At 62.5% G+C, this 25,791-nt stretch carries 21 protein-coding genes, 1 rRNA gene and 2 pseudogenes; 15 read left to right on the plus strand and 9 right to left on the minus strand.

The window, feature by feature from the left end; genetic code table 11:
- The first annotated feature begins 155 nt into the window (after positions 1–155).
- The 6 genes and pseudogenes from rrf to LT971_RS14005 all read left to right on the plus strand — a co-directional run bounded on the left by rrf (position 156) and on the right by LT971_RS14005 (position 7,075).
- Positions 156–277 (plus strand): 5S ribosomal RNA (rrf, locus tag LT971_RS13980).
- Positions 278–380: 103 nt separating this feature from the next.
- Positions 381–1,001: pseudogene (locus LT971_RS13985) on the plus strand (IS5/IS1182 family transposase); the annotation flags it as partial.
- Between the two features lie 13 nt (positions 1,002–1,014).
- Positions 1,015–2,520: an ATPase domain-containing protein gene (locus LT971_RS13990; protein ID WP_237007564.1), complete on the plus strand. Its 1,506-nt coding sequence runs from the start codon at positions 1,015–1,017 to the stop codon at positions 2,518–2,520.
- Complete coding sequence (locus LT971_RS13995) at positions 2,507–3,643, plus strand: sensor histidine kinase (RefSeq protein WP_237007565.1); 1,137 nt, start codon at positions 2,507–2,509, stop codon at positions 3,641–3,643. The genes LT971_RS13990 and LT971_RS13995 overlap by 14 nt, the downstream gene beginning before the upstream one ends.
- On the plus strand, positions 3,640–5,823 hold the full coding sequence (locus LT971_RS14000) for a PAS domain S-box protein (protein WP_237007566.1): 2,184 nt from the start codon (positions 3,640–3,642) through the stop codon (positions 5,821–5,823). Before LT971_RS13995 ends, LT971_RS14000 begins: the two co-directional genes overlap by 4 nt.
- A 199-nt stretch (positions 5,824–6,022) precedes the next feature.
- Positions 6,023–7,075, plus strand: coding sequence for a sensor histidine kinase (locus LT971_RS14005; RefSeq protein ID WP_237007567.1), 1,053 nt, complete (start codon positions 6,023–6,025; stop codon positions 7,073–7,075).
- A gap of 129 nt (positions 7,076–7,204) precedes the next feature.
- On the opposite strand, the gene LT971_RS14010 is transcribed toward LT971_RS14005, so the two are convergent.
- Positions 7,205–7,807 carry a helix-turn-helix domain-containing protein gene (locus LT971_RS14010; RefSeq protein ID WP_237007568.1) on the minus strand — a complete coding sequence of 201 codons (603 nt, stop codon included), beginning with the start codon at positions 7,805–7,807 and terminating at the stop codon, positions 7,205–7,207.
- A 166-nt stretch (positions 7,808–7,973) separates the two neighbouring features.
- On the opposite strand from LT971_RS14010, the gene LT971_RS14015 reads away from it, so the two are divergent.
- Entirely contained in the window at positions 7,974–9,482 is a 1,509-nt protein-coding gene (locus LT971_RS14015) for an amidohydrolase family protein (RefSeq protein ID WP_237007569.1), read from the plus strand.
- Between the two features lie 49 nt (positions 9,483–9,531).
- On the opposite strand, the pseudogene LT971_RS14020 reads toward LT971_RS14015, so the two are convergent.
- Both LT971_RS14020 and LT971_RS14025 read right to left on the minus strand, forming a co-directional pair.
- A pseudogene (locus LT971_RS14020) lies at positions 9,532–10,788 on the minus strand (RNA-guided endonuclease InsQ/TnpB family protein).
- Positions 10,789–10,791: 3 nt separating this feature from the next.
- Positions 10,792–10,932, minus strand: coding sequence for a DUF2080 family transposase-associated protein (locus LT971_RS14025; RefSeq protein WP_272904879.1), 141 nt, complete (start codon positions 10,930–10,932; stop codon positions 10,792–10,794).
- Between the two features lie 215 nt (positions 10,933–11,147).
- Here LT971_RS14025 and LT971_RS14030 point away from each other — a divergent pair, with 215 nt between their 5' ends.
- Positions 11,148–12,044 (plus strand): metallophosphoesterase, encoded by an 897-nt coding sequence (locus tag LT971_RS14030; protein ID WP_237007571.1) that lies wholly within the window; start codon positions 11,148–11,150, stop codon positions 12,042–12,044.
- An 89-nt stretch (positions 12,045–12,133) separates the two neighbouring features.
- Here LT971_RS14030 and LT971_RS14035 read toward each other — a convergent pair whose 3' ends face one another.
- Positions 12,134–12,595, minus strand: a complete 462-nt coding sequence (locus LT971_RS14035) for a DUF4112 domain-containing protein (protein ID WP_237007572.1) — start codon at positions 12,593–12,595, stop codon at positions 12,134–12,136.
- A gap of 256 nt (positions 12,596–12,851) precedes the next feature.
- On the opposite strand from LT971_RS14035, the gene LT971_RS14040 reads away from it, so the two are divergent.
- Entirely contained in the window at positions 12,852–13,751 is a 900-nt protein-coding gene (locus tag LT971_RS14040) for a M14 family metallopeptidase (protein WP_237007573.1), read from the plus strand.
- Positions 13,752–14,180: 429 nt separating this feature from the next.
- On the plus strand, positions 14,181–15,176 hold the full coding sequence (locus LT971_RS14045; RefSeq protein WP_237007574.1) for a DUF7972 family membrane protein: 996 nt from the start codon (positions 14,181–14,183) through the stop codon (positions 15,174–15,176).
- Positions 15,177–15,337: 161 nt separating this feature from the next.
- Here LT971_RS14045 and LT971_RS16600 read toward each other — a convergent pair whose 3' ends face one another.
- Both LT971_RS16600 and LT971_RS14055 read right to left on the minus strand, forming a co-directional pair.
- Positions 15,338–15,460 (minus strand): hypothetical protein, encoded by a 123-nt coding sequence (locus LT971_RS16600; protein ID WP_503488459.1) that lies wholly within the window; start codon positions 15,458–15,460, stop codon positions 15,338–15,340.
- Positions 15,461–15,598: 138 nt separating this feature from the next.
- Entirely contained in the window at positions 15,599–16,222 is a 624-nt protein-coding gene (locus tag LT971_RS14055; protein ID WP_272904886.1) for an MBL fold metallo-hydrolase, read from the minus strand.
- 245 nt (positions 16,223–16,467) lie between these two features.
- On the opposite strand from LT971_RS14055, the gene LT971_RS14060 reads away from it, so the two are divergent.
- Genes LT971_RS14060 through LT971_RS14075 form a run of 4 tightly spaced genes read left to right on the plus strand, consistent with a single transcriptional unit; the run spans position 16,468 to position 22,208 of the window.
- Complete coding sequence (locus LT971_RS14060) at positions 16,468–17,787, plus strand: LVIVD repeat-containing protein (RefSeq protein WP_237007577.1); 1,320 nt, start codon at positions 16,468–16,470, stop codon at positions 17,785–17,787.
- Positions 17,788–17,831: 44 nt separating this feature from the next.
- Positions 17,832–19,094 (plus strand): LVIVD repeat-containing protein, encoded by a 1,263-nt coding sequence (locus tag LT971_RS14065; protein ID WP_237007578.1) that lies wholly within the window; start codon positions 17,832–17,834, stop codon positions 19,092–19,094.
- A 54-nt stretch (positions 19,095–19,148) separates the two neighbouring features.
- Positions 19,149–20,420, plus strand: a complete 1,272-nt coding sequence (locus LT971_RS14070) for an LVIVD repeat-containing protein (RefSeq protein WP_237007579.1) — start codon at positions 19,149–19,151, stop codon at positions 20,418–20,420.
- 3 nt (positions 20,421–20,423) lie between these two features.
- Positions 20,424–22,208, plus strand: a complete 1,785-nt coding sequence (locus LT971_RS14075) for a multicopper oxidase family protein (protein ID WP_237007580.1) — start codon at positions 20,424–20,426, stop codon at positions 22,206–22,208.
- A 76-nt stretch (positions 22,209–22,284) separates the two neighbouring features.
- Here the strand turns inward: LT971_RS14075 and LT971_RS14080 are convergent, their stop codons facing one another.
- Positions 22,285–23,541 carry an RNA-guided endonuclease InsQ/TnpB family protein gene (locus LT971_RS14080; protein WP_237007581.1) on the minus strand — a complete coding sequence of 419 codons (1,257 nt, stop codon included), beginning with the start codon at positions 23,539–23,541 and terminating at the stop codon, positions 22,285–22,287.
- 279 nt (positions 23,542–23,820) lie between these two features.
- Here LT971_RS14080 and LT971_RS14085 point away from each other — a divergent pair, with 279 nt between their 5' ends.
- A complete protein-coding gene (locus tag LT971_RS14085; RefSeq protein ID WP_237007582.1) occupies positions 23,821–24,792 on the plus strand; it encodes an ABC transporter permease in 972 nt (323 codons plus the stop codon).
- Between the two features lie 51 nt (positions 24,793–24,843).
- Here the strand turns inward: LT971_RS14085 and LT971_RS14090 are convergent, their stop codons facing one another.
- Positions 24,844–25,344, minus strand: a complete 501-nt coding sequence (locus LT971_RS14090) for a PIN domain-containing protein (protein WP_237007583.1) — start codon at positions 25,342–25,344, stop codon at positions 24,844–24,846.
- Positions 25,341–25,712 (minus strand): DUF7317 family protein, encoded by a 372-nt coding sequence (locus tag LT971_RS14095; RefSeq protein ID WP_237007584.1) that lies wholly within the window; start codon positions 25,710–25,712, stop codon positions 25,341–25,343. The genes LT971_RS14090 and LT971_RS14095 overlap by 4 nt, the downstream gene beginning before the upstream one ends.
- Between the last annotated feature and the right edge of the window lie 79 nt (positions 25,713–25,791).

Consider the following 25,791-nt stretch of genomic DNA (forward strand, 5'->3'; position numbering starts at 1 on the left):
AACAGGTCGATGCCACACACTCATGCACTCACCCACACTGTGGGTGGTCGAGTCCAGGCGTTTACTGGATTGCACTTACATACGGAGTATCAGTTGCCGATACTGGTGTCCCGACGTCGGGTCGGGAGCAACGGTTCGATTCCGTTGGTCGGTATTAAGGCGGCCATAGCGGCGGGGCGACTCCCGTACCCATCCCGAACACGGAAGATAAGCCCGCCTGCGTTCCGGTCAGTACTGGAGTGCGCGAGCCTCTGGGAAATCTGGTTCGCCGCCTGCCATTCATACGCGGTTTTCGCCTCGAACAGCCACGGTGCTGTTCGGGGTTTTCTGTATTTATAGCTCACCAGTGGTGACGCCGGAGAACACATCGTCTTGGTGGCCTCGTCCGGTGCTCCTGCGGACTGGACAAGCCGCCACGCAGAGACACGGTCGACGGGTTTCTCACCGATCCCGAACACGGTGTCGACGACATCTTCGACCAACCCGGCGAGCAGGCCGCCGCCGCCCGCGGCCTGCTCGCCTCGGCATACTCATCGATTCGACACACGTCGAAGCGGTCCAGTGCAACGACGCAGCGTCGTAGAGCTACGATCCGACAGCCGAAGAGGACGACTACGCTTCCGGGTGTAGATCGTCCCAACCAGCCCAAAGATCCTGACAGGGGCGGAGCTCACACAAGCCAAGCGAGCATCTCAGGAGACGGCGATACGCGTCACTCGTGAGGGGCTCGCTGTCGAAACACCGACCTAACTGCTTGGAGACAGTGCACACGACATCCCTGACTGGCACGACCTCCGGTTAGCCGCAGGGATTGTGCCAGTCGCGCCGTACTGTCCGCGAAACACTGACGCGCGGCTCGAGACCGAGTACAGAGTCGAATACCGGGTTGAGTAACACGACGACGACGTGCCGCTCAACGATCGCTCTTGAATCAAACATACCGGGTATCCGGTCGTGTTCTCCGTGCTTTGAGCACCACGACAGCGGTGCCAAACACTGGGAAATGAGAGTGAGATGTATCCCGGTGCACAACGATGGTTACGTATGAGTTCTGAGAGCTATACTCCCCACAACCGGATTGCAACCGGCGTTTCGGGCGTCGACGAGATTCTCGAAGGCGGCTATCTCCCCGAATCCGCCACACTCGTGCGAGGACCACCTGGCTCCGGTAAGTCGATTTTCTCACTGCACTATCTTGCCGCTGGCATCGACGCCGGCGAGACCGGGCTCTACATCAATCTCGGTGAGCCCGAGACCTACATCCGGGACACCGCCCGGCACTTCGGCTTCGATATCGATTCATTGGCGTTCCTCAACCTCTCTGCGTCCGGCGACCAGTTTCAGGGCGAAGAGACGTACACGCTGTTCGAGTCCGGCGAGGTCGAAACACCCTCGCTAGTCGAGAATATCCGCACAGAGATCCAGGAGATCAACCCGGACCGAGTCGTCGTAGACCCAGTCACCGAGTTTCGGTATCTGGCCCCGGACGAGCACCAGTTCCGCTCACAGATTCTCGGCCTGATTAACCTGCTCAAAAGCGAGGGTGCGACGGTCCTGTTGACCTCACAGGCTGCCGCGTCGATGCCCGACGACGACCTACAGTTCCTCGTCGACGCCGTCATCAACATGGGGAAAGACTCGGACCGCCGGACGTTCCACGTCTCGAAGTTCCGCGGCTCCTCGGTCCGGTCCGGTCACCACACACTCCAGATTACCGACGAGGGGATGCGAGTGTGGCCGCGACTCGACCCGAACCGTCACGAGCGCGAGCACACCCCGGCGAAACTCTCCTCTGGCGTCCCGGCACTCGACTCACTCCTGTCGGGCGGGCTGATGTCCGGAACGATAACGTTCCTGAGCGGTCCGACCGGCGTCGGCAAGACCACGACGGGCCTCCAGTTCATGAAGGAGGCTGCGGGCCGGGGCCAGCGCTCGGTCCTCTACAGTTTCGAAGAGGACCGGACCACGCTGTTCGAACGCGCGAGCGCCGTCAACATCCCCCTGGCCGAGATGATCGACCGGGGCACACTCAACGTCGAAGTGATCGGACCAGAGGAACTCACAGTCGACGAGTTCACCCACCACGTCCGGGACGAAGTGGAGGACAACGACGCGGAAATCGTGATGGTCGACGGCACGAGTGGGTTCGAGCAGTCGCTTCGCGGGACGAGCGAGAACCCGATGCAGGACCTCGTTAGGATCGGCCGCTACCTCCGCAACATGGGTGTAACCGGGCTTGTCAGCAACGAAGTGCACAACATCACCGGCGAGTTCCGCGCGACGGACCAGGGGATGAGTTACCTGGCCGACAGCATCGTCGTACTGCGCCACGTCGAGTACAAGGGATCGCTCCGGAAGGTGATCGGCGTTCTCAAGATGCGCACCAGCGAGTACGAGAACCAGCTCCGGGAACTGGAGATAACTGAACACGGGCTGCGGGTGGGGGACTCGTTGCCCGAACTCCGGGGGATTCTCACCGGCACACCGACCTGGGACGACAGCGGTGATGATGGAGACTGAGACGCCGGCCTGGGGAGCCGATGTCCAGCTCGGAACAGAGGCCGCACCAGCCCAGGTCCTTCCGATGCTCTCACATGGGGGCAACCAGCGTGTGCTGGACGACTGGATACAGCGACAGGACCGCTACGAGGTCGTCTCGGGCGACCCCGATGCGCTCCCCGAGGCAGACATCGACGTCGTCGTTCTCGACGAGCCCTCACTCCGCGAGCACCGGACGGAGATTCGAGAGCGAAAAGCGGACGCAGACGCCATCCTCCCGGTGCTCCTCGTGAGCTCCGACACGACAGGGGACGCCTGGACGCAGACGGAGACACAGCCAGCGGTCTCAGAGCTCTTCGACGAGGTCCTGAAGACGCCCATCGAGACCGCGGAGTTGCGGAGTCGCCTCGACACGCTCGTTCGAACGCGAGCGCAGTCCATCGCGCTGAAACAGAACAGCGACCAGCTGTTGCTGTTGAACCGGATCACTCGACACGACATCCGCAACGACATGAGCGTCATCATCGGCTGGACCGAGCAGATCGCTGCCCACACCGACGACGCCGGTGACGAGATCCGGCAGCGAGTCCTGGACAGTAGCCAGCACGTCGTGGACCTCACGAAGGCCGTCCGCGAGTTCGTCGACACACTCCAGACGGCCGGTGACCCGGAACTGGAGGCGGTCGAACTGGGGCCTGTCGCGACGGCCGAGCTCACGAAACGCCGCGAGGCCTTCGACGACGCGGAGTTCGTCGTCGCCGGTGGTGAGATTCCACAGGTGCACGTCCGGGCGAACAACCTCCTCGCGTCGGTGTTCAGAAACGTCCTGAACAACGCCGTCCAGCACAACGACAGTGCGACTCCGCGCGTGGAGATCGCTGTCGAAGCGCGCAGTGACACGGTCGTCGTCACCGTCGCCGACAACGGCCCAGGTATTCCGCCCGACCGACGGGACGCAGTCCTGGGGCGGACCAAACAGGGGCTCGACCACCCCGCTGCGGGGCTCGGGCTCTACCTCGTCGACACACTCGTCGCCCAGTACGGCGGAACCCTCCAGATCCGCGACGCCGACCTGGGTGGCGCCGCCATCGAGATCGAGCTACCGAACGCACCAGCGGAGGCGGGGGAACTCCGAGACCGATGACTCCTGACGAGTCTGCCGACTCCCGCAGCCGTGTCCTCCCGCTGGTCTCGGATGCGGGCAATCGTCAGTTGCTCGTGGAGTGGCTCACCGACCACCCTTCCTACGAGCCTGTCGAGTTGGCCGACGGGCTGGCAGCGACCGACTTCGACGTCTGCATCCTCGACAGCGGGGCGTTCCAAGAGCACCTCGATGCGCTCAGCGCGAAGAAGTCGGCGACCGAGCCCGTCCTGTTGCCGTACCTGCTGTTGTTTCCGGACGGCAAGTCCGACGTCATCGACACGGACGCCGGACAGCTTGCAGACAACGTCGTCACGGAGTCGGTCGACGAAATCGTGACTCTGCCGATTCAGCAGGCAGAACTCCAGTGGCGGCTGTCAGCGTTGCTCCGGCTCCGAGAGCAGTCGACGACGCTACGCAACCGGGAGCGAGAACTCGAACGGCAGGTCGACCTCTTCGAGAAGGCCCAGGACATCGCGAGTGTCGGCGCCTGGGAGTACGATATCGATGACGAGGAGGGGTGGTGGACCGAAGCGGTGTATCGAATCCACGGCCTCTCAGAAGACGTGACGGCGTCCCCGGAGTCGAGCCTCCAGCAGTTCCACCCCGACGACCGCCCGGCCGTGAAGGCGGCGTTCGAGACGGCTGTCGACGACGGTGAACCCTACGACGTCGAAGCGCGCCTCGTCACTGGCGCCGACGATACTCGCTGGGTCCGGACACGCGGGGAACCGCAGTACGAAGATGGGGAAGTGGTCCGGATTCGCGGGACGGTCCAGGACATCACGGAACGCAAGGAGCGCGAGCGTAACCTCCAGCGGATCAAGCAAGCGGTCGAATCCGCTGGCCACGCGATCTACATCACCGACCCGGAGGGCGTCATCGAGTACGTCAATCCGGCGTTCGAAGCGGGGACCGGCTTCGCTGAGGAGGACGTCGTCGGCGAGACACCGCACGTGTTGACCTCTGGTGAGATGTCCGACGAGTACTTCGCAGACCTCTGGAGCACGCTTCGATCGGGGGAGGTGTGGGAAGAGGAGATCGTCAACCGCCGCAAGAACGGGGAGACGTACACGGCGATACAGACAATCGCGCCGGTCACTGACGGTGACGACATCCACGCGTTCGTGGCGATCCACGACGACATCACGGAGCGCAAGCAGCGTGAGGAGCGGCTCACGCGACGCACGAAAGCGGTCGAGGAGGCGCCAGTCGGAATCGGCATCTCGGACCCCGGTCAGGAAGACAATCCGCTCATCTACGTGAACGACGCGTTCGTGGAGATGACGGGGTACTCGCGAGCGGAGATTCTGGGGTCGAACTGTCGGTTCCTGCAGGGCGACGGTACAGACCCGGACCGAGTGGCGAGCATCCGGGCGGCGATCGACGACGAAGAGCCGGTCTCGGTCGAGCTCCGGAACTACCGCAAGGACGGCACGGAGTTCTGGAACCACCTCGAGGTCGCGCCGGTCGAGAACGACGCTGGGGAGGTCGTCAACTGGATCGGGTTCCAGCAGGACGTGACCGAGCGGAAACAACGGCAGGAGCAGCTGTCAGTGCTCGACCGGGTGTTGCGACACAACCTGCGAAACGACATGAACATGATTCGGGGGCTGGCCGAGACCATCCGCTCCGAAGCCACGGGCGAGGTCGCGGATTTCGCGGCTCGCATCGTCGAGAAGAGCGACCAGCTGGTCGAGCTGACCGAGAAAGAGCGACAGATAACTGCGCTGTTGCAGGAGGACCCGGAGTACGAGCAGTTCGAGGTGGGAGACCGGCTCCGAACCGTCGTGTCGACAATCGAGTCGAAGCATCCGGACGCGAGAATAAATGTGGACTGCCCCGAGGGCATCACTGTCGATGCGACGACGCGGTTCGAGCAGGCGATCAGCGAACTGGTCACGAACGCCGTCGTCCACAGTGACTCGCTGTCGCCCGAAGTGACACTTTCGGCCACGCAGACCGCTGAAACCGTCCGCATCGAGATAGCCGACGACGGGCCACAGATTCCCGAGATGGAGCGGGAACTGCTGACGGGCCAGACGGAGGAAACACCGCTGTACCACGGCAGTGGGCTCGGCCTGTGGCTCGTCAAACTACTCGTCACTCGCTCCCACGGCACCATCACGGTCGAAGCGAACACGCCGACGGGCAACGTCGTCACCATCGCACTGCCACGGTGACAGTGTCCGTCCAGTTCACTCACTGCTGGCCCTCCTCGTCTCGCGCGCTGCCATCGCGTTACGGGACTACGCCGTCCCGAGCCGGAACCACGCCACCGCGACGGACGGCGTCTCTCGCCCCTGCAGCGGTCCCTGTGTAGATCGGGTGGCTTGGTGCGCCAAGCAAAAGTGGTTCTGTGGTGGCTGCAGAGTCTAGCGTATGAAAGATACTCTCGGTTCCCCCGCCCTCCCGGTTGCCAGCGACGAACCGAGAGACGCTGCTGCTCGACGCGTCATCGACGGCGTCGCGACCCACGCGATTTTCGTGCTCGATACGGACGGGCACATCGTCACGTGGCCGGCTCCAGCCGAAGCACTCTACGGATACGACGCGGCGGAAGTTCTCGACAGCCACGTGCGGCTGCTGTTCGCCGACGACGAGGACGACGCAGACACCGATTCGCTTCCCTCTGACTTCTTCGAGGAGCCGACGACCGACTCGGTGGAGATCGAACACTGGCACCGACAGGCAGATGGCTCCGTCTTCTGGGGGACGCTGACGCTGTCACCGCTGGGCGGTGACTCACTCCACGGGTACGCCGCGGTCAGTCAGGACACCACGACGACCAAAGAGTACGAGCGGATGCTGGAACGCCAGAACGACCGGCTCAAGGAGTTCACCGACATCCTCGCACACGACCTCAGAAACCCGCTGAACGTCATCGATGGGCACCTCACCCTGTACGAAGACACCGGCGACGAGGACCACCTCGAAACCATCGACGAGACGACCGACCGGATGGCACAGCTCGTCGACGACTTGCTCCGTGTGGCCCGACAGGGAGACGTCGTCACGGACCCGGAGCCGACCGACATCGGAGCGGTCATCGATACCACCTGGCAACGCCTGGCCCCCACGGGTGCCACCCTGCACTACGAGACGGTTCGGTCGGTGAGCAGCGACCCCGACCGGCTCTCCGAACTGTTCGAGAACCTCTTCTCGAACGCCATCCACCACGGCGGAGCCGACGTATCGGTTCGCGTCGGCCCACTCGACACCGGATTCTACATCGAAGACGACGGGCCGGGAATCGACGACGAGCACAAACCGGACGTCTTCGACCACGGATTCACTACCAGCGAATCTGGCCACGGATACGGGCTCTCGGTCGTCCGGACGATTGTCAACGCCCACGGCTGGGACATCGTCGCGACAGACGCACACCCCCACGGCGCACGCTTCGAAATCACCGGAATCGAACTACTCGGCTAAGACACAGCTACAACGAGCCCGCTCTCCGCTCCGAACAGCACACAGACCAGTGTACGAGTCCATCTAGTCTCTCTCCAGAGAGAAACCGATAGATCTGATACGTGACACCCTGTGACGAGTGTTCAACAGTCACGATTGACGCTCTACTACCGCGGTGATGAGTTTCACTTCCGCTTTCTGGAGATGTTCGCTGACCGTGTTAGCCGCACACCCGAGCTCTTCCGCTAACTCTGCGTGAGTCGTCTCTCGGGGGTGCCGATAGTACCCGTGTTCGAACGCCGTGACAACCGCCTCACGCTGCCGATCGCTCAACTCGGAGAATGCGTCCGCCCGTACCGACGGCCGTGACCCAACGTTCTCGATAGTCACGTCAATAGCCCGTGGTGCGGCGTCGACGGCGGCCTGCAGCGCCGAAGCGTCTCCTATCACCTCGCCTCTCGTTTCGAAGTCGCTGTACGCGACTGGCGATCTGACGAGCAGCCCCGCTCGTGCCGTCAGTACGAGAAACGTCCTGAAGAACGGGAGTGCGCCGGGGTCTGCCGTGACCAACACCCACCTCGAACCACCGGTGGAAGTGGGTACCGCGACATCTTTGATTCCGTCGGTGCCACGCGCTGCATCGGCGAACACACCCGAATCACCGTCGACGTCGTACAGAACGGTTGCTAGGTCCTCTGCTGCGAGATTCCAGTCCACGAGACGCAACTGTGAGATCGCTGTCGATTCTGTCACCGCGACGTAGAACGACGGGAGGGCCCGGGGAGCCAACGTCGCTGAAACCTGGAGTCGAGTCAATGACATCGGCAGAACGTACCTCTCGTTTCACCACCTGTCTGGTAAAAACCCCATGACAATACCCTGCAGAACGCTCACCGGCTGACTACTCTTATCTCCAATCATGACGCCAGACGCCGCCAAGTTGGGAGACAACACCGCGGTCAACGACGCAGACCTCGTAGTACACGACGCAGTGGTCGTAACTGTCGACGAAAACAACAGAATCTACCAGAACGGCACAGTTGTCGTCGAAGACGGCGTCCTCACCGACGTGCGAACGACGCGAGACGGTGACCGGACCTGTGACGCCGATCGCGTCATCGACGGCGAGGGCACCCTCGTGATGCCCGGGCTGGTCAACGCCCACACCCACCTCGAGCTGACGCCGCTAATCGGCGCGTTCAGCGACCTGGACCTGATGGAGATGACGAGCGGGATGACTGCGATCTTCGGCCACATTGCCGAGGGTGAGTACGACTACCTCACCGATGCGGGCTACGACCTTGCGGCGCTGAACTTTCTGACGGGTGGGGTCACGACCGTCAACTCGATGGACGTCCGACCCAGTGGGGGCGCAGAGACGTTCGGCGAAGCCGGTCTCCGCGGATTCTTCGGGACGGCGCTCTCGGACCTCTTCTGGGACATCCCAACTGATGAGCAGTTTGCCCGCGCTCGTGAGTTCATCGACGAGTACCACGACACCTACGACGGTCGCATCCGGGCGACGATCAACCCCCACGACGACTGGTCGTGCACACGAGAGCTGTGGGAGCGCACCGCCGCACTCGCCGCCGAGCATCCCGATTTACTCGTCCACACACACCTGCTCGAACTGGAGGCGAGCAACACCATGGCGCGATCGAACGGCGCCGAGGACTCCCTCGACCTGCTCGACGACGTCGGCCTCCTCGACGACCGACTGGTGGCCGCACACTTCCGCCTCGCGGACGACGAGGACATCCAGCGAACGGCTGAGGCGGACGCGTCGGTCGCGCACTGCCCGTCGATCTTCTGCTACTGGAACACGGACGGCGACGTTCAGTGGACACCAGTGCCGGAACTGCGCGCAGCGGGCGTCGACGTCGGCCTGGGCATCGACGACCACTACTGGCACGACTCGTACAGCATGTTTGGCGAGGCGCGGCAGGCCCGACTCGCGGCGAACCTCAAACGCTCGACCGGCCAGTACTCCTCAATGGAACTGGTACGGATGCTCACTATCGAGGGCGCAGAGGCGCTCGGCATCGGCGACGAGATCGGGAGCCTCGAACCCGGCAAGCGTGCCGATGTTATCCTGCTCGATGTAGACAAGCCGAAGTTCACGCCGCTGACCAACATCCCCGCGCAGGTGACCAATAACGCCGCGCCCGCCGACGTGGAGACAGTCATCGTGGACGGCAACGTGCTGATGGAGGACGGCGACGTGAAGACAATGGACGCCGACGCCGTGCGCGACCGCGTCGAGACCGCGGTGGACCGCTTCGAGGCCGAGACGGACTGGGACCTCGGGCTCGGGGAGAGCGACCCACCGAGTACGTTGGATGTCACCCGTGATGTGCCGAAGCGTGGCCCCGCTCAGTTGCTTGGGCGACTCGCGTTCCAGTCGGTCAGAGATAGATTTTCATTCTGAAACGAGATACGCGAGGGGTGCTCCGTAACGGCACGTGAACTACTCCACCCTACTCAGCCGCTGACGCGGCTTCCTTGAGGGTGGGGCTTCCTGTTTCCACGACGCGCTTTACATCCACAACCTCGGAAGCGCCCGAGGAAGTGAACATAGGGAGCGCAGTCTCCACAGGCGTTGTGTCTTCGGACTGTCCCAGTCCTAGCTTCTCGAAACCGCGCGACAAAATGTTGATCGCGGCATTTGCATCTCTATCCATCTCGAACCCACAGGCAGGACACGAGTGTTCACGCACCCACAACGGTTTGTCTGACTCGACACCACACGACGCGCACTCTTTGGTCGTGCCCGCTGGCTCGACCTCAACAAAGTGCGTGCCCTCACGGTTGCACTTGTACTCAAGCATCGTCGTGAACGTATCCCACGCTGATGATGCAGTATTCCGACTGTTTCCAGCCGACTCCAGCAGTGACTTCACGTTCAAATCCTCGACGGCCACCAAGTCGTACTCGGTGGCGTAATAGTTCGAGAGTTTGTGCAGGAAGTCGTGGCGTTTCCGCCTGACTCGCTGGTGACACTCAGCTACTCTCAGCCGTTGTGTCTCCCAGTTGTTCGACCCGTGCTGTTTCCGTGAGAGCGACCGCTGTTCACGCTGGAGGCGTTCTCGTTCGTCTTAGAGGTCGAGTGAGCCGACAGCACGCCCGTCCGTGTCGTGAGCGTATTTGAGGATGCCCACGTCAATCCCGACACAGCGGTCAGGATTAGCTGGTTTCGGTGGCTCTTCTTTGCCTTCAACCGCGAAGGAAGCGTACCATTCACCAGTCCGTTCTTTCTTGATGCAGACCTCTTTGATGGTGACATCATCGGGGATTTCGCGGTGGGAACTGATTGGAATGTCAGCAAGTTTCGAGAGTGAGAGGACGGTCTGGCCGTTTTTCTTGTCGAACTCGAAGCCAGACTGAATGTACGTGAAACTCCTGAACTCGCTGGGTGCCTTCCAATTGAGACTCCCGACGTTGTACCCGTTCTGTTTGAGTTGTGAGAGTGCTTTGATGCTATCTTCGATTCGCATCACGGCAGCTTGTGCGACAGTTGAGTACAGGTCGGTAAGCTCGTTCCACCAGTCTTTGAGGTTGGGTAGTTGGTCGCGGACCTGGCGCACTCGCTGGTTGAGCGTTCCTGCTGATTCGGGGATTTGCTCGAACTCGTTGAGTGCGTGATTGTACAGTTGCCGACAGGTATCGCGGTGGTAGTCCAGCGTCTCGCGCTGGGCTTCTGTTGGGTGGAGGCGATACCTGTAGGCGTAGTGCATCGATTACTCGTCGGGTTCCGATGTTCGGACGATTTTCACGTCTGCGCCACGCCAGTCCTTTGGGACGAGCACGTGAGCGCCATTACCAGTGGCTTTGACCTCACCTTCGATAACTTCGTGGCCTTCGATTTCGTGTCTATCCATCACCAGAGTTTAGACATTGTTTCAACATAAGTGTATCGGTCGTGGGCATGTGGGCCTGCAACAGGACAGTGTATATGAGATGATGACGGCGCTGAATCCCCGCCCTACTCGCTCCCTACAGTCACTCCTTGAGGACGGGGCTTAGCGCCTAAAGACTGCTAAACCTGTACCACACCTCCGGCACCTATACGGGCGCGCGCTGTCAGGTGGCAGCTATGCGATTCCTCGTCTGTAACGATCTCCACCTCAAGCCCACTGCAAGCGACTACGACGTCGAGGCGGTGCAGGTATCCGACGATGTCGACGCAGCGTTCGTCGCGGGGGACCTCACTCATCGTGACGGCGAGGACGACATCGCACTCGCGCGGCGGTTCATCGACCGGCTCGCGACTGGCGCCCCCGTCATGTACGTCCCGGGGAACCACGATTGTACGCCGATGCCAGCTCACGTCGTCGACGGCCTCGAGAACGCTACCTCCGGACACGATGTGGTCTCGGAGTGCGAGTCGGTGACGGTCGTCGGCTGGGGGTGCGAGCGGCGGTCGCTCGATCCTATTCTCGACCAGACGGCGTTCCCAGCGCTGGACCCACGGACTGAGCCACGTGGTGAACGCCGGTACGCCGCCGACCGGACTGCAGACGCTATCGAGGACGCACTTCTCGAGGTCGTCTCCGATGATACGAGCGCACGAGACGCCGCTGACACGCTCGACATCACGCCCGAGAACCGCGGGGCGTTCCTCCGAAGCGTCACCTCCGTCCAGGCGGCCTACGACCACCTCGCCAGCCTCGTCGACGCACACACGAACGTCTTCCTTGTCACGCACCTCTCGCCGTTCAACACGTCCTTCGATCGGCATCACTCGACGGGAACACGTGAAGAAGATCGTGAAAGCCTCCACACGGGGTCTATCGCACTGAAGCTCGTTGCGAGAACCCACGACGTCTTCGCGACTATCTGCGGCCACTCTCACCAGTTCGGGTACGATACCGGCGATGATGCCGACGGCGCACCACACATGCTGAACCTCGGGTTTCGCGGAGTCGGCATCGTCGATGTCAACCCCGACGCCGGAGTATTCTCGTTTGCCGACGCAAACCCGAGTATGTAGAGAACTGTATCTGACCTACGAAGCACTACTTCCCCGAGCGCAACGCAGCCCGGTACAATCAGAATCTACTGGTAGCCCGCCGGCCCCACTCAGTCGTCGGTTTCGACGGGGATGTCGACGGTGCTGTCTGGCTCGTCGCTGGACTCGTCCGTTTCGATCGCTTCGGCGAGGTCGTCCAGTGCGAGTTCGACGTTGCGCTTGTTCGCCTTCCAGAGGGCGTCGAAGACAGTACCGGCGTACGGAATGGACCCTCCGGCCACGTCGATGGTGATGTTGCCGAGCATCGTGACCAGCGTCGTGAAGGAGACGCCGAGGTACGCCGACTCGGCGACGATGTACAGGGAGAAGGCGGCACTCGCCAGGTCGCCAGCGACGGGGAGTGCGCCCAGAATCGGGTCGAGACCGATGCGGACGCCGATGCCGGGGACGCGCACGCTCTCGTCGAGGACGTACGCGACCGTCTCTATCCGCTTGAGCGCGGCCTCGTCGACGTTCTCCGGGAGTTCACCGTCGAGGTCGATGTCGAAGCGGGATTCGAAGTCCGCAGGCATGGGGCTAGAAGTTTGGGTGGGAGACGGAAAGTCTGTGTGGCGGGTGTCGCCACGACGCCAGTCTCGGACCAGTCGTTCGTTCAACTTTAATGGCGGAGGATGTCATAGAACGATTACCACAGTGAACTACCCCACCCTACTCAGCCGCTGACGCGGCTTCCTTGAGGGTGGGGCTTCCTGTTTCCACGACGCGCTTTACATCCACAACCTCGGAAGCGCCCGACGATCTAAAGAGCTAGATGAACGCTGAGGCGGGATGATTCCGGTCGTGAGGTATTTTGGCCTACACCGGATAGTGATGAGAGTGTTCGGAGAAGACATTACGCCAGCAGCGGCAGTACTCGGTCCCGGAGATGACGCTGACGTAGCAATTGTCGGGGGTATTCATGGTGATGAACCGAGTGGCGTTCGGGCAGTCCGGGAAGTTCTCGAATCCTCCGCGAACTTACAGCGACCGATACAACTTGTAGTAGCGAATCCGCCTGCCGTCGCGAGCCATCGCCGATACCTCGATGCCGACATGAACCGAGTGTTTCCAGGCGATCCGGCCAGCGAGGACCGCGAACGCCGACTCGCTGCTGCGCTCCTCAATATAATCAGCGACTGTGGCGTCGTCCTCTCTCTCCATTCCACCCACTCCTACGATGATCCAATCGCGTTCGTCTCACGGTCACACCCCGAGGTACAGGCACTAGCCGCTCGCCTCCCAGTTACTCACGTTGTTGACCCAACGCCCTGTTTTGAGGGAGCATTCGCAGCGTCAGCACCTGTTCTCACTATCGAAGCAGGCCGGACGCGTACCGAGGAGGCGACAGAGAACGCGCGGCAAATCGTTGAGGCCTTCCTTCAGTTGGTTGATGCACTTCCTGGGGAACCGGTAGAGGTAGATTCGACATATTACACGATGACTGAAGCAGTCTCGACACAGCCGGACGCCAACTATGATCTCCTCGTCGACAACTTCGAAGTGGTCGAACCAGGGACAACCGTCGTACGTAGCGAGGGGGACGAATACGTAGCCGATACGTCCTTTGTTCCGATTCTGATGTCCGAAACAGGGTATGACGACATCCTCGGATACAAGGGCGCTGTCGCCGGCGAGACGCTTTCGTCAGCGCGCAACGCCTGGGGAGTCTCCCCGACTCCCAGGAACTAATTCATCCGTGTCGTTCCGTAGAGAGTAACTGTTTTCCTGAGGCAGACACCCCTGTCATGAGTAGCCACCAGACTCTCGGCAGAAGGATGGCAACTGTTCTACGACATTCTCTAATGAACGCCTTGGGAACCCTTCTATGACACCCTCTTAGTGGCGAACAAAGGCGAACTCTCCTGATTCAACCTGTCTGCGAAAGCGTTCGTGGGTATGGATTCTGTGACGGCACCATTGACATCCTCCCCGCCCTGAAGGGCGAGGTTTTGCGCCTGCTCATCCCATAATAATTCATCCAGATCGGGGGGCCTCCTATCCAAACACCATCCAAGCAACCACCCAAGGTTATAAAATAACGTCCCGAAGTTCGAGTGAACGCGTGATATTTCGATCGGCAGCTGTCACAACAGTACCACAGTTCTCTCGGAGGAGTCGATGAGTGGGACAGCGTCGACGGCGAGTTCGGTCCGGAGTATCGAGGGAGTCGGTGAACGAGCGTTGCATTGGCTCCTTCTCGGTGGGAATCGAATCGCCGTCACCGGCGTTCTCGTCGCCGCTGTCGCGGCGCTGTTTTTCGCACTCACCCGACTCGGGTTGTTAGCCATCGGGCCAGGGAGTGCTGCGGCGTCGGCCTTTGCGAGCGGATTTATCTCTGGCACGGTGACCCTAGTCACCATCGCGCTATCCATCAACCAGCTGGTCCTCTCGCGCATGTTCGGCTCCCCCAGGGAACTGTTCAACCAGATGGACGGTACGCGTGACCTCCGCCGTCGGGTGCGGGAGCACGCCGGCGAGTCGTCCGTGCCGAACGATCCGGCGGATTTTCTCGGCCTGATCGCTGAGACGCTCACTGAACGCGCGAACCGCCTCAGTTCGGCGTTCGAGTCCAGTGACGATATTCCCGCCGAGGCCGAGGACTACGCGGCGGGAATCGCCACCTACGGTGAGAGTATCTCCGAGAAGATAGAGAGTCAGACAGCCATCGCGAACGTTCTCGCGGTCATCCTGGGTACCGAATACGCACGGAATATGACCGCGACAGAACATCTCCAGAACGAGTACGACCAGTTCTCTCCGGCCGCGGAGTCGGAACTCGATGCGATCGACGACCTCTTGGAGGCGATCGCCGTCACACGACAGTTCTTCAAGACACTCTCGCTCCAGCAGGACTTCGCTCGACTCTCCCGTGTGGTCGCGTACAGTGGCCTCGTAGCCCTCGCCGCCAGCGTCGCAATGGCCCTTATTTACCGGCCTGACTCCGTCACCGTTCCGGAACCGTATCTCCCGCTGTTGTTTAGCCTCGGTCTCGGGATCATCGTCACGCCACTTGCGGTGTTCATCGCGTACATGTTCCGTGCGGCAACCATCGCTCGCCACACTGTCTCAGTCGGCCCGTTTGTCCCACCCGAGGAGCGAACCGACAGCGAGTGATGCCTCCCACCGTCTCGTCCTACGAATGCTTTCGTGGCGGCTCCTCTCGGGCCCATGCAAACCCCCGACCCCTCGCGTCTACGACCGGCGGCTCCCGTGAGGTCGTTTCTCTACTCTTCGGTCGCCTCGATGGACTCGGCGACGGTCTCACCTTCGGTCCCTCAGACGACGTAACTGTAATTTCGCAGGGCGACGAACACGACGCCACCGACGAGGTTCTCCACCGTGGTGCGTGCGAGAAACTGCGCCCACTGGAGGTGGGAGATATCGGCGCCAGCGAGCATCCCGGCGATGACTTCGATGTTGCTAGCGACACAGTGTGAAAGGTGCCTGGTAGCTGACCGGCACAGCCCGCGAATGCTCCGAAAGTGGACGCCCCCGTCAGCTGGGGGAGCCTGCGACGGGAGAGCGGGCTCTGTCCGCTAGGCGGCACAGTTGTTCGGCCCCAGTTCGAGTTCCGTCGCCTCGCCCTCGTCATCGACGGTCTCTTTGCCGATATTGATGCCGATAACTGTCTCGTAGTTCGGGGGCTTCTCCGGGGCATCCTCGGTCAATCGCTCGACGAACGCTTCGCGGTCGAGCCCGAGGAAGTCGAGTTCGTCGCGGAGGTTCCCGAGCTGGGCCTCGAGGGGTTCGCCCGGCGAGCCGTTCTCGTAGCGGCCGTCGCTCGTGACGGTGAGGTGGCCCGGCAGGATCGTCGTGTCGTCCGGGAGGTCGAGGATGGTCTCGTGGAGCGAGTCGTACAGTAGTTCTGCACCACGGGAGGCGTCGTCCTCGCCGAACTGGAGTTCCGTCCGCCCGACGGAGTCGACGAACAGCGTATCGCCCGTTAACAGGAGTTCGCAGTCGACGAGGTAGTTTATCATCTCCGAGGTGTGGCCAGGCGTGTGGTGCGCCTCGATCTCGACGTCACCCACGTCGATGACCTCGCCATCCGACACCGGTTCGTAGTCGTATTCGACACCGCGCTCGCTGGATGCTTCGCCGAGGTGGTAGGGTACGCCGACCTCGTCGGTGTCGCTGGCTGGTGTCCACCACGGCTCCAGGTACGCTTGGTACTCACCGCGGCCCACGTTCTCGATGATGTCCAGCGCTCGCAGTCGCTGGAGGCGCGGCGGGCCAGTTCATGCCGTGAGAGGGACGCCGGGAGTGGCTGGTGTTTTGCAGGACGACGGGAGCTGGTGCTCGGCTAACTTTTGTAGTAAACTGTTTACCAGCAACTAACATTTAATTATAATGAATATCCCAAATGTTTATAATCTATAGTGTAATATGACTTACTCGTCGTTACATGGAGTTAACACGACGCACGCTGCTCAAAATCACGGGCAGCACGGTAGCGATCGGGAGTATTGGCACCGCGGCGGCACGCGGCAGCAAGCCGAAGAGGGGACGGATCAAGAAGCTCGGGCACTCCCTCCTCTCGGACCCAGCCGGCGGGTACTCCGAAGAGGACGTCCGATCCGACGGACAGTACGCACTGCTCGGCAGCTACACCGGCCCGGGTGGGTCATTCCTCGTAGACATCGAGAACCCGACAGACCCGACAGAGGTACACGAGTTCCCGACACCGTCTGATGCCGTCTGGCATGGCGACGTCCAGTTCGACCGGCGCGACGGCCTCTACTACCGGAGCCGTGAGGGCGGCGGCGGCGACAGCGCGGCACCGAACGGCGTCGACGTCATCGACTACGGATACAGCGACGGCACACTCGAGGACCCGGTGAAAGCGTCACGAATCCCGGCCGGCGGGACGCATAACCTCGAACCACACCCCGGGGGCGACGTGCTCTACACGACCGAGCACAACGGCGTCGGCGTCTGGGACACCAGCGACCCGACCGACGTCACCGGCGGCGACGTGGTTAGTCCGGACCCGGCAGGGGACTGCCACGACATCGTCGTCGACACCGAGCGCGACCTCCTGCACTGCGCGTTCATCGGCGGCGGATTCGACGGCTACGTCGCCATGGACATCAGCGACCCACTCTCCCCGACCGTAGCCGGAAAATTCAGCTACGAGGAGCTTCCGGACTACTCCGAAGACCGACTCGACGCCGGCAAGCCCGGGTTCAGTAGTTGTCACTACGCGAGCCACGACCCCGACCGCGACCTCGTCGTCGTCGGCGACGAAATCGGGTACGGTGCGCCCGGCGGCAAGCACATCTTCGACATCGGCTGGGGAGACGGCTCAGTCGCCGACCCAAAACACATCGGGTTCACGTACTCCCCCAACGCCGAGCTGATGGACGAAGGGCTCACCGAAGTCTTCGACTGGACGACCCACAACCACCAGGTCATCTCGAAGGGGTCGAACTCGATGCTGGTCAGCGGCGACTACCACGAGGGCACCGTCGTCTACGACATCTCGGACCCGACGGACCCGACGCCGACCGACCAGTACCGCACCGACGACATGGCCGATCAGGCCGACGGCGCCGGCTTCGTCGGCGAACCGCCGATGGCGTGGGGTGCGAACTACAACGAGGAGCGCGATCTCGTCGTGACCAGCGACATGCAGACCGGCATCTACGTGTTCAAGGTCACGCCCGCCGCCGCGAAGGGCGGCGGGAACGGCAACAGAGGAAACAGCAACGGCAACGGTCGATAACCGTCGGTGAACCGCTCGCTCACTGACCGCTCACTCCACCCACAATGACTGACCAAACACGGCGAACGACTCGACGCACAGCGCTCAAAGCCATCGGTCTGCTCGCGTTCACCGGCACGTCCGGTGTCGCGGCTGCGAGCCCACCCGGGAACGGCAATGGGAACGGGGACGGCAATGGGACTGACGACTCGCTGCGGCTGTTCAGCGAGGTGGCGGTCGACGGCACTCACGAAATTGCGACGGACGGGAACTACGCGTACGTAGCGACGGGCGACGGCCTGTCCGTGGTCGATTTCCGGAATCCGACCCGGCCGGAGGTAGTCGGTTCGATGACGGCCTCAGACCCGGCGGGGGGTATCCTCGACGCCAAGGTCGACGGCGACCTCGTCAGCCTGGCAAGCAACGGCGGGCCGGGCATCACGCTGGTCGACGTCAGCGACCCCAGCGACCCGACGGAGATTTCGTTCGTGGACGTCGGCCACCACATCCACAACAACTTCCTCGCCGACGGCTACGCCTACCTCACGGTCAACGAGTCGGGCGACGCCGCGTTCAGCAAGGCTCGCACCATCGTCGTCGATGTACGCGACCCATCGGACGCGGCGGTCGTCGGCGAGTACCGACTCAAAGACGACTTCCAAGAGTTCGCGATGGGCGGCGTGAGTGCGTGCCACGACGTCTACGTCCAGGACGATCTGCTCTACCAGGCGTTCTGGGATTCGGGCGTGGTCGTCGCCGATGTTAGCGACCCCACCGACCCACAGTTGGTCACCCAGTTCGGCGAAGCCCCCGGCGCGGACGTCCCGGGATACGACCTCGAAACCTACCTGACGCCACCGGGCAACGCCCACTACGTCCAGCCGTCGCCCGACGGCGACCTCGTGTACGTCGGCGCCGAGACGTTCCCCGGGAACTTCGTCGACAATCCGGACAACGACGACTACGGCGGCATCAAGATCTTCGACGTCTCCGACACGGCCGACCCCCAGGAGCTCGTGCGTATCGACCCACCGAACGCCGACGGGTTCCGCACGTCGCACAACTTCGACGTCACGGCGAACCGCCTGCACGCCTCGTGGTACGACGGTGGCGTGACTGTCCACGACGTCACCGACCCCGAGAATCCCGAGACACTCGCCGGCTACCGGACCGATGACACGTCGTTCTGGGGCGCGAAGACAACCCGGAGCTTCACCCTCGCCGGCGACATCGGCGGCGGCATCGCCGTCCTCCACAACGACCGGGGGAAGCGGGAGTCACCCGGCTTCGACGGCAGCGGCAGCCCCGACGCACCCGGCATGCAGTGACCGAGTGCCCGCGAGACCCATCGCACGACGACCACCACTCTTTCGAAGACACCAATGGACGACAACCGACAATTCACGCGGAGAACAGCACTGAAGACGACCGGCCTACTCGCTGCTGTCGGCCTCTCCGGCGTCGCAGCCGGTAGCCCAGCCGGTAATGGCCGTGGCAAGAGTGGTGACACGCTCCGCCGGTTCAGCGAGGTGGCCGTTTCCGGCGCCCAGGAGGTCGTCACCCAGAAGACGTGGGCGTACGTCGCCACGGGTGACGGATTCGCTGTCGTCGACTGGCGGAATCCGAACCGGCCCGAGCGCGTCGGGACGTTCCACGCCCCCGGGACGGGCATCGCCGACGTGAAAGTCGATGGCGACCTCCTCGCAGTCAGTTCGCAGGGCGGCAGTGAACACGACCACGGGCCGGGCGAGGACCCCGACCCAGACCCGGACGCGGACATCGGCACGCACCTCTACGACGTCAGCGACCCCGCCGACCCCGAGTACTTGAGCACGTTCCAGGTGCTCCCGGCTGGCGTCCACAACGCCCACCTCGTCGACGACACGCTCTACGTCGCGAAGGAGGCGCCGTTCGACGAGAGCGCGCTCATCATCGTCGACGTCAGCGACCCCACCGACCCCACGGAGCTGTCGCGGTGGGTCCTCGAGGACGTCCACCCCGAGCTCGACTCGGTGACGAACTTCATCCACGACGTCTACGTGCAGGACGACTACGCCTACCTCGCGTACTGGGACGCCGGGACGCGCGTGCTCGACGTCAGCGACCCCGCCGAACCGGTCGAGGTCACCTCCTTCGGCGAAACCGAGGACGCCGACAAGGGCGACGAGGGCAACCCCTGGGACCGAGTCTATTCATCCCCGGGGAACGCCCACTACGTCCAGCCGTCGCCTGACGGCGACCACGTCTACGTCGGCGCGGAGACGTACGCTGGCGAGTCCGGCGGCATCAGAGTGTTCGACGTCACCGACTTCGACAACCCCCAGCAGGTCGCCGAAATCGAGGCCGAGGACCGCAACAACGGCATCTTCGCGGACACCTCACACAACTTCGACGTGACGTCGAACCGGCTGTATACCGCCTGGTACAACGCCGGAACTCGCGTCTACGACATCACCGACCCCGCGAACCCGGAACAGACCTACGAGTACGACCCCGACGGATCGTCGTTCTGGACCGCGGTGCGCGCACGCGGATTCGTCGTCGTTAGCGACATCGGCGGCGGGCTCGTGTTCCTGCACGAAGACCGCGGCAAGCCGGGCGCCCCAGCCTTCGACGGCGCCGATTCCGTCCCGAACCACAAGCAGGGTCAGTAGACGATGGCTTCGAAACTGACGAGACGGCGGCTCCTGCAGGCGTGTGCCGCGCTCGGGGCTGCCAGTACCGTGCCCGGATACGCGACCGCGGAGTCGGAGCCGGACCTAGAGAAGTTCGTGCAGCCCCTCCCGATCCCGTCGGTCCGCGAGCCTGATGGGAAACGGCAGGGCGCCGACTACTACGAGATCCCGATTCGTGAGTTCGACCAACAGGTCCACCCGGACCTCCCACCGACCACGTTCTGGGGGTTCGACGGCACTGTCCCGGGGCCAGTCGTGAAAGCCCGGCGGAACGAACAGATTAAACTCCGCTTCGACAACACCGACCTGCCGTCGGACCACCTCTTCGACATTGACGACCGGATTCACGGCACTTCACCGGAGGACTACCCGGGCCACGACGACCCCGTTCCGGACGTCCGCACCGTGATCCACCAGCACGGGCTCAACGTCGAACCGGAAAGCGACGGTCAGGCGACCGCCTGGAAGTCACCGGACGGCACCACCGGGCCCCGGTTCGTCAAGCACGTCCACGACCTCCCGAACCGTCAGCCGAGGATGACCGCGACCTACCACGACCACGCACTCGGCGTCAGCCGGCTGAACAACTACGCCGGCCTGAACGGGTTCTACGTCATCGAGAGCCCGCACGAACAGCGGCTGAACCTGCCCAGCGGCGAGTACGACGTCCCGGTGATGCTCCAGGACAAGACGTTCGAAGCCGACGGCTCGCTGCACTACCCGAGTTCGTTCGTGCCGAACTTCGCGGGCGACACCGCATTCGTCAACGGCGCAGTGTGGCCGTACATGGAGGTCGAACCCCGCCGCTACCGGTTCCGACTCGTCAACCAGTCGAACGGCCGGACGTTCGACCTCGCGCTTGAAGGCAGTCACAACGATGACGATGGGCACTCGGACGACGCTGCCGTGCCCCTTCTCTACCAGTTCGCGCCTGACCAGGGGTTCCTGAACAATGTCGTCCCCATCGGCCCGGGCCAAGACCTCGAGTCGCTGGTTCTGGGGCCCTTCGAGCGGGCTGAGGTTGTGGTCGATTTCTCCGGCCACGAGGGCGAAACGTTCACTGTCACGAACGACGCCGAATTCCCGTTCTCGGGCGGCCAGAATGGAGACGGCAGCCATGGCAGCCACGGCAACGGTGGCGACTCCGACACCCACCTCGGCGAAATCATGCAGTTTCGGGTCACCGACCCCGACCACAAGGTCGTCGACGACAGCGCCCATCCGCGCAACCTATCGCTCCCGACACATCCGGGATACAGCGAGCAGGCCGCCAAGCAGACCCGGCACATGACAATGGGAATGCGAATGGACGACGGACTCGAGACCCACGTCCTGAACGGGAAAACGTTCAGCGACGGGGGCGTCGACGCGACGCCCCAACTCGGCACCACCGAAGTGTGGGAACTCGAAAACAACACGATGCACACGCATCCGATCCACCTCCACCTCGTCGAGTTCCGTGTAATCGGGCGCGGCCCAGACGGCACCGAGGACCCCGCACCCAACGAACGCGGCCCCAAAGACGTCGTCCGCGTCGACCCCGACGAAACAGTCCGAATCATCACCAAGTTCGGTGACTTCACCGGCCGGTATCCCTGGCACTGTCACGTCCTCGAACACGAAGAGCAGGCGATGATGCGCCCCTTCGAGGTCGTCGCTGGTAACTCCGCCAGACAGGGTCAGAACAACGGCCACGGGCCCGGTAACGGCAACGGCTCTGACAGAAGCAGTCAAGGTCAAGACAATCCGTCGGGTAGAAGCCAGTAAACTACCCCTCCCTACTCCCTCGGCGCATACGCGCCTCGGTCCTTGAGGGAGGGGCTTTGATGTGGACTCCCGGCGATCAGCTTTCGGCGATTGGCCGATAGCCGTCGCCGTTCAACGTCCCACCATGTATACGCACGTCTACTGGTGCGTCTGCGCTCCCCGACGTGGGCGAGGAACGCAGGCTGTGTTGTCGCTTCCGCATATACCGCAGGCCGACGTTTTTCGCGCCATTGTAGTCCGCGTTGATCTCGTACCCGCATTTGAGGCACTTGAACTGCTCGCCGTCGCGGTTATTTTCGTGAGTGAACCCGCAGTCGGTGTGTGAACACCGCTGGCTCGTGTGATCTGGTTCAACCTGTGCAACCGCCACACTCCGTTCTGGCGCTTTGTACTCGACGTACTCGACAAGACGGCGAAATGCCCAGATGTGATGCCAGTCAGCGTGGGGCAGCCGCTCTCGAATGTCGGTCAAGTCCTCGAACACGATCACATCGCAGTCGTGGGCAACCGCTTCCTCAACGATCTCGTTGGCAACTCTGTGGAGATACTGTTTCCGCCATGCGCGCTCTCGCCTTCCAAGTCGAAGCAGGGCGTTATGAGCGGCTTGTGTGCCACGCTGTTGCATCTCTGCCCGGCGCTTCTCGAACTCGTGAATCCAATGGTCGTACTCGTCACCGCTCCAGAACGTGCCTGTTGACGATACGGCGAGACTGTTCACGCCGAGGTCGATCCCGAGGACTGTTTGGTGCCCGGTATCGTCCGAATCCTCAACTTCGACAGCCTCGCCGTCGTCGTCTATCTTCCGTGTTTTGACGTGGAAGTAGAACTCGTCAGTTGCTTGATCGTATTGGAGTGTACTCGTCCGAAACTCGTAGTCTTCGGAAAGAACGTACTCCTCGTATGGTGTTGGACTGTCTGCTGGCAACTCAAACCCACACTCAATGCGCCCGTTCACCGTCGAAAGCGAGATTTTGTTCCGGTAGAAAGTTGCACTGCGCTTGTCGTAGACCAGACTCCAGGAGGTGAACTCTGGCTTGTTCGTCCGCTTGCCCTTCTTCCAGCGGTCAACACCACTATCGACGGCGTGGACGGCCCGCCGGATGGCTTCTTGGACGAGATTTGCTGTCAGGTCAGTTTCCTCGCGGAGTCGGTCGTACAGCGCATCTCTGGCTTTCACGTTCGAGGTGACGCAGTCTTCGTAGTCGGTGTTGTCCCAACAGTAGTCACTGGCTTCGTTCGCACAGTAGAGGAATTGCTCGGCGGTTTCGTGGAGGTCGTCGTAATACTCGTCGGGGACGACGAGTTTGACCGGCGCGGTACGCCTGACCTCCATACTTCAGATGTGGTTTCGACGGTACTTAATAATACGGGAGTCAGACAGCAACAGTCCCATCATTTGTGTCGGGATGTGTCGGCTTCCTCCCCGGCCTACTCGCTTCGCGCTTCCGACTGGTCGGAAGCTCTCGCTCCTTGAGGCCGGGGGCTCCGCCTCGAAACTGCTGAACACGGCCACTACGCACCGGCAAACGTTATGTGGGTTCACTGACCATACGCCAGTGATGGCTGCCCTGCCCTCCCTCGCGGCCACGGCTCTCCCCGGCTGGTGGTCGCCGTGACACTCGCGCGCTACCTCCTGCGCCGCACAGCGCTCGCCGTGTTCTCCGTGTACGCCAGCGTCTCGCTGACGTTTGCGGTAGTCGCGTTTGCGCCGAACACCGCTCTCGGTGGCCGCCTATCGGCCGCTAGCTACTACGAGCGTGCCGACGCCGAGGAGGTCGCTGAGCTGCAGGCCGCGTATCTTGAAGCGCGCGGCCTCGACGACCCGCTCGTCGAACGCTATCTCGACTGGCTGGTGGACATCGCGTCCTTCGACTGGGGGTTCTCGTTCGTGTACAACCAGCCAGTCTGGGACGTGCTCGTCGCTCGTGTCCCCACCACGTTCGAGTACGTTGTCCCCGGCGTTCTCCTCGCCGTCGCACTCGGCGTCCCGTTAGGCGCGGCGACGGCGATGGTGCGCTCCCAGGAAATCGATTTAGCCCTCCGCCTCGCCACCTACGTACTGGTGGGTCTGCCAGGGTTCATGTTCGTCGCGTTCCTCGCGTTCGGCACCGGCGGCGAGTGGAAGGAGTGGACAGGCGTCTACGTCCACCGATACTGGGTGAATACTGCGCTCCCGCGGCGACTGGTCGCTGCGATGGCGGTTGCCGCCAGCCTGCTCGGAGCCCAAATCCGATTCGCGCGCACCGCCGTGCTCGAAGAGGCCGGCAAGGAGTTCGTAAAACTGCTGCGCGCAAAGGGCGCCAGCCGCCTGCGCGTGGGTCGGCACGTCCTGCGGAACGCCGCACTGCCAATCGTCACTCTGTCCGCGACTGAACTGCTCTCTGTCCTCCTCCTAAACATCTACGTCGTGGAGGACGTGCTCCGAATTGACGGCCTCGCGGGCGCCAGTTTGATGGCCGTGCGGCGGCGAGACTTCCCGCTCATCATCGGGACCACGATGGTACTCGTGTTCGTCGGCGTGCTCGGGTCGCTCCTGCAGGACGTCTGCTACGGCTACCTCGACCCGCGCGTAGAGACGGAGTAGCCCGCCAGGTAGTGTCTAGATAAACTAACAGTTCGTTGGGGGAGATTAGCGCTACTCGTCGATAGTACGGTAGGGGACGTAGTAGTCGTAGTCGTCGATCCAGGTCTGGAGCCAGTCATTGGCGGTAGCTTCGGTGATGCGGCCGGCGTTGAGCGCGGTGAGGAGGAGGCCGACGGAGCCGACAACGGTGACGTCCTGTTGTTTGGCGAAGGTGCGGGCGTCGCCGTCGTCAGTCAGCAGACGGCCGTGATGGGTGTCTGCGAGAGCGAACGCCTGTGATTCGCCGGGGTCGAGGTGGCTGCGAACGACGTCGTCGCGGTTGGCGACCGTCTCAGAGAATGGTGCGACCAGAATGGTGTCGTGGAGTGCGTCGAGGGCAGGCTGCAGGTACGGATGGGTCTGGACGCCGGCGTTGAGTTCGTGCTTGACCACGGGGACGGTACAGATGCCGGCGAGGTGGGCGACGAGGCCGATGCGGTCGATGGCGGCGAAATTCGAGAGGACGGTCGTGTTCAGGACGCTTGGATCAGTTGGAACTGTGTCCGACGTCATTCGGGCTCCGACTCGTCGTCTTCGTGGTCGTTCGCGTCAGCGTAGTCGAGTTCTTGGGCGGCCTGGGCTTCGTATTCGGCGTCGGCTTCGTCGGCGAGGCCGAGGCGGAGTTCGACGCCGTGGTCGCGGAGGATGTCTTTCATTTCGAAGCGGTTGACGCCGGCGAGGCGGGCGGCGTCGCCGAGCGTGATGGTTTCGCGCTCGTAGAGTGCGACGGCAGCAGCGACGCGTTGTTCGTCGTGGTCGTCGAAGTAGTCGCGGGCGAACTCGCGGAGTGCGTCGCTCTTGCCGCTGAAGACGCCAGCTTCGACGGCCCCCTCGATGAGGAGGTCGAGGTCGTCGGGGTAGGAGCCGGTGATGCGTGCCATTGGTCTACCCGACACTATGCTTTCATACTATTTATGAATTGGACTGGTGGTGTATCCCGGTTTCGTCACAGGGTATTAC

This window comes from Halobacterium rubrum (assembly GCF_021729015.1).
Lineage (GTDB): Archaea > Halobacteriota > Halobacteria > Halobacteriales > Halobacteriaceae > Halobacterium > Halobacterium rubrum.

Excerpts from the sequence above, each read along its gene's own strand:
- LT971_RS13990 (WP_237007564.1), top strand. The coding sequence starts at position 1,015 with ATGTATCCCGGTGCACAACGATGGTTACGTATGAGTTCTGAGAGCTAT.
- LT971_RS13995 (WP_237007565.1), top strand. The coding sequence starts at position 2,507 with ATGATGGAGACTGAGACGCCGGCCTGGGGAGCCGATGTCCAGCTCGGA.
- LT971_RS14000 (WP_237007566.1), top strand. The coding sequence starts at position 3,640 with ATGACTCCTGACGAGTCTGCCGACTCCCGCAGCCGTGTCCTCCCGCTG.
- LT971_RS14005 (WP_237007567.1), top strand. The coding sequence starts at position 6,023 with ATGAAAGATACTCTCGGTTCCCCCGCCCTCCCGGTTGCCAGCGACGAA.
- LT971_RS14015 (WP_237007569.1), top strand. The coding sequence starts at position 7,974 with ATGACGCCAGACGCCGCCAAGTTGGGAGACAACACCGCGGTCAACGAC.
- LT971_RS14025 (WP_272904879.1), bottom strand. The coding sequence starts at position 10,932 with ATGGATAGACACGAAATCGAAGGCCACGAAGTTATCGAAGGTGAGGTC.
- LT971_RS14030 (WP_237007571.1), top strand. The coding sequence starts at position 11,148 with ATGCGATTCCTCGTCTGTAACGATCTCCACCTCAAGCCCACTGCAAGC.
- LT971_RS14035 (WP_237007572.1), bottom strand. The coding sequence starts at position 12,595 with ATGCCTGCGGACTTCGAATCCCGCTTCGACATCGACCTCGACGGTGAA.
- LT971_RS14040 (WP_237007573.1), top strand. The coding sequence starts at position 12,852 with ATGATTCCGGTCGTGAGGTATTTTGGCCTACACCGGATAGTGATGAGA.
- LT971_RS14045 (WP_237007574.1), top strand. The coding sequence starts at position 14,181 with ATGAGTGGGACAGCGTCGACGGCGAGTTCGGTCCGGAGTATCGAGGGA.
- LT971_RS16600 (WP_503488459.1), bottom strand. The coding sequence starts at position 15,460 with ATGCTCGCTGGCGCCGATATCTCCCACCTCCAGTGGGCGCAGTTTCTC.
- LT971_RS14060 (WP_237007577.1), top strand. The coding sequence starts at position 16,468 with ATGGAGTTAACACGACGCACGCTGCTCAAAATCACGGGCAGCACGGTA.
- LT971_RS14065 (WP_237007578.1), top strand. The coding sequence starts at position 17,832 with ATGACTGACCAAACACGGCGAACGACTCGACGCACAGCGCTCAAAGCC.
- LT971_RS14070 (WP_237007579.1), top strand. The coding sequence starts at position 19,149 with ATGGACGACAACCGACAATTCACGCGGAGAACAGCACTGAAGACGACC.
- LT971_RS14075 (WP_237007580.1), top strand. The coding sequence starts at position 20,424 with ATGGCTTCGAAACTGACGAGACGGCGGCTCCTGCAGGCGTGTGCCGCG.
- LT971_RS14080 (WP_237007581.1), bottom strand. The coding sequence starts at position 23,541 with ATGGAGGTCAGGCGTACCGCGCCGGTCAAACTCGTCGTCCCCGACGAG.
- LT971_RS14090 (WP_237007583.1), bottom strand. The coding sequence starts at position 25,344 with ATGACGTCGGACACAGTTCCAACTGATCCAAGCGTCCTGAACACGACC.
- LT971_RS14095 (WP_237007584.1), bottom strand. The coding sequence starts at position 25,712 with ATGGCACGCATCACCGGCTCCTACCCCGACGACCTCGACCTCCTCATC.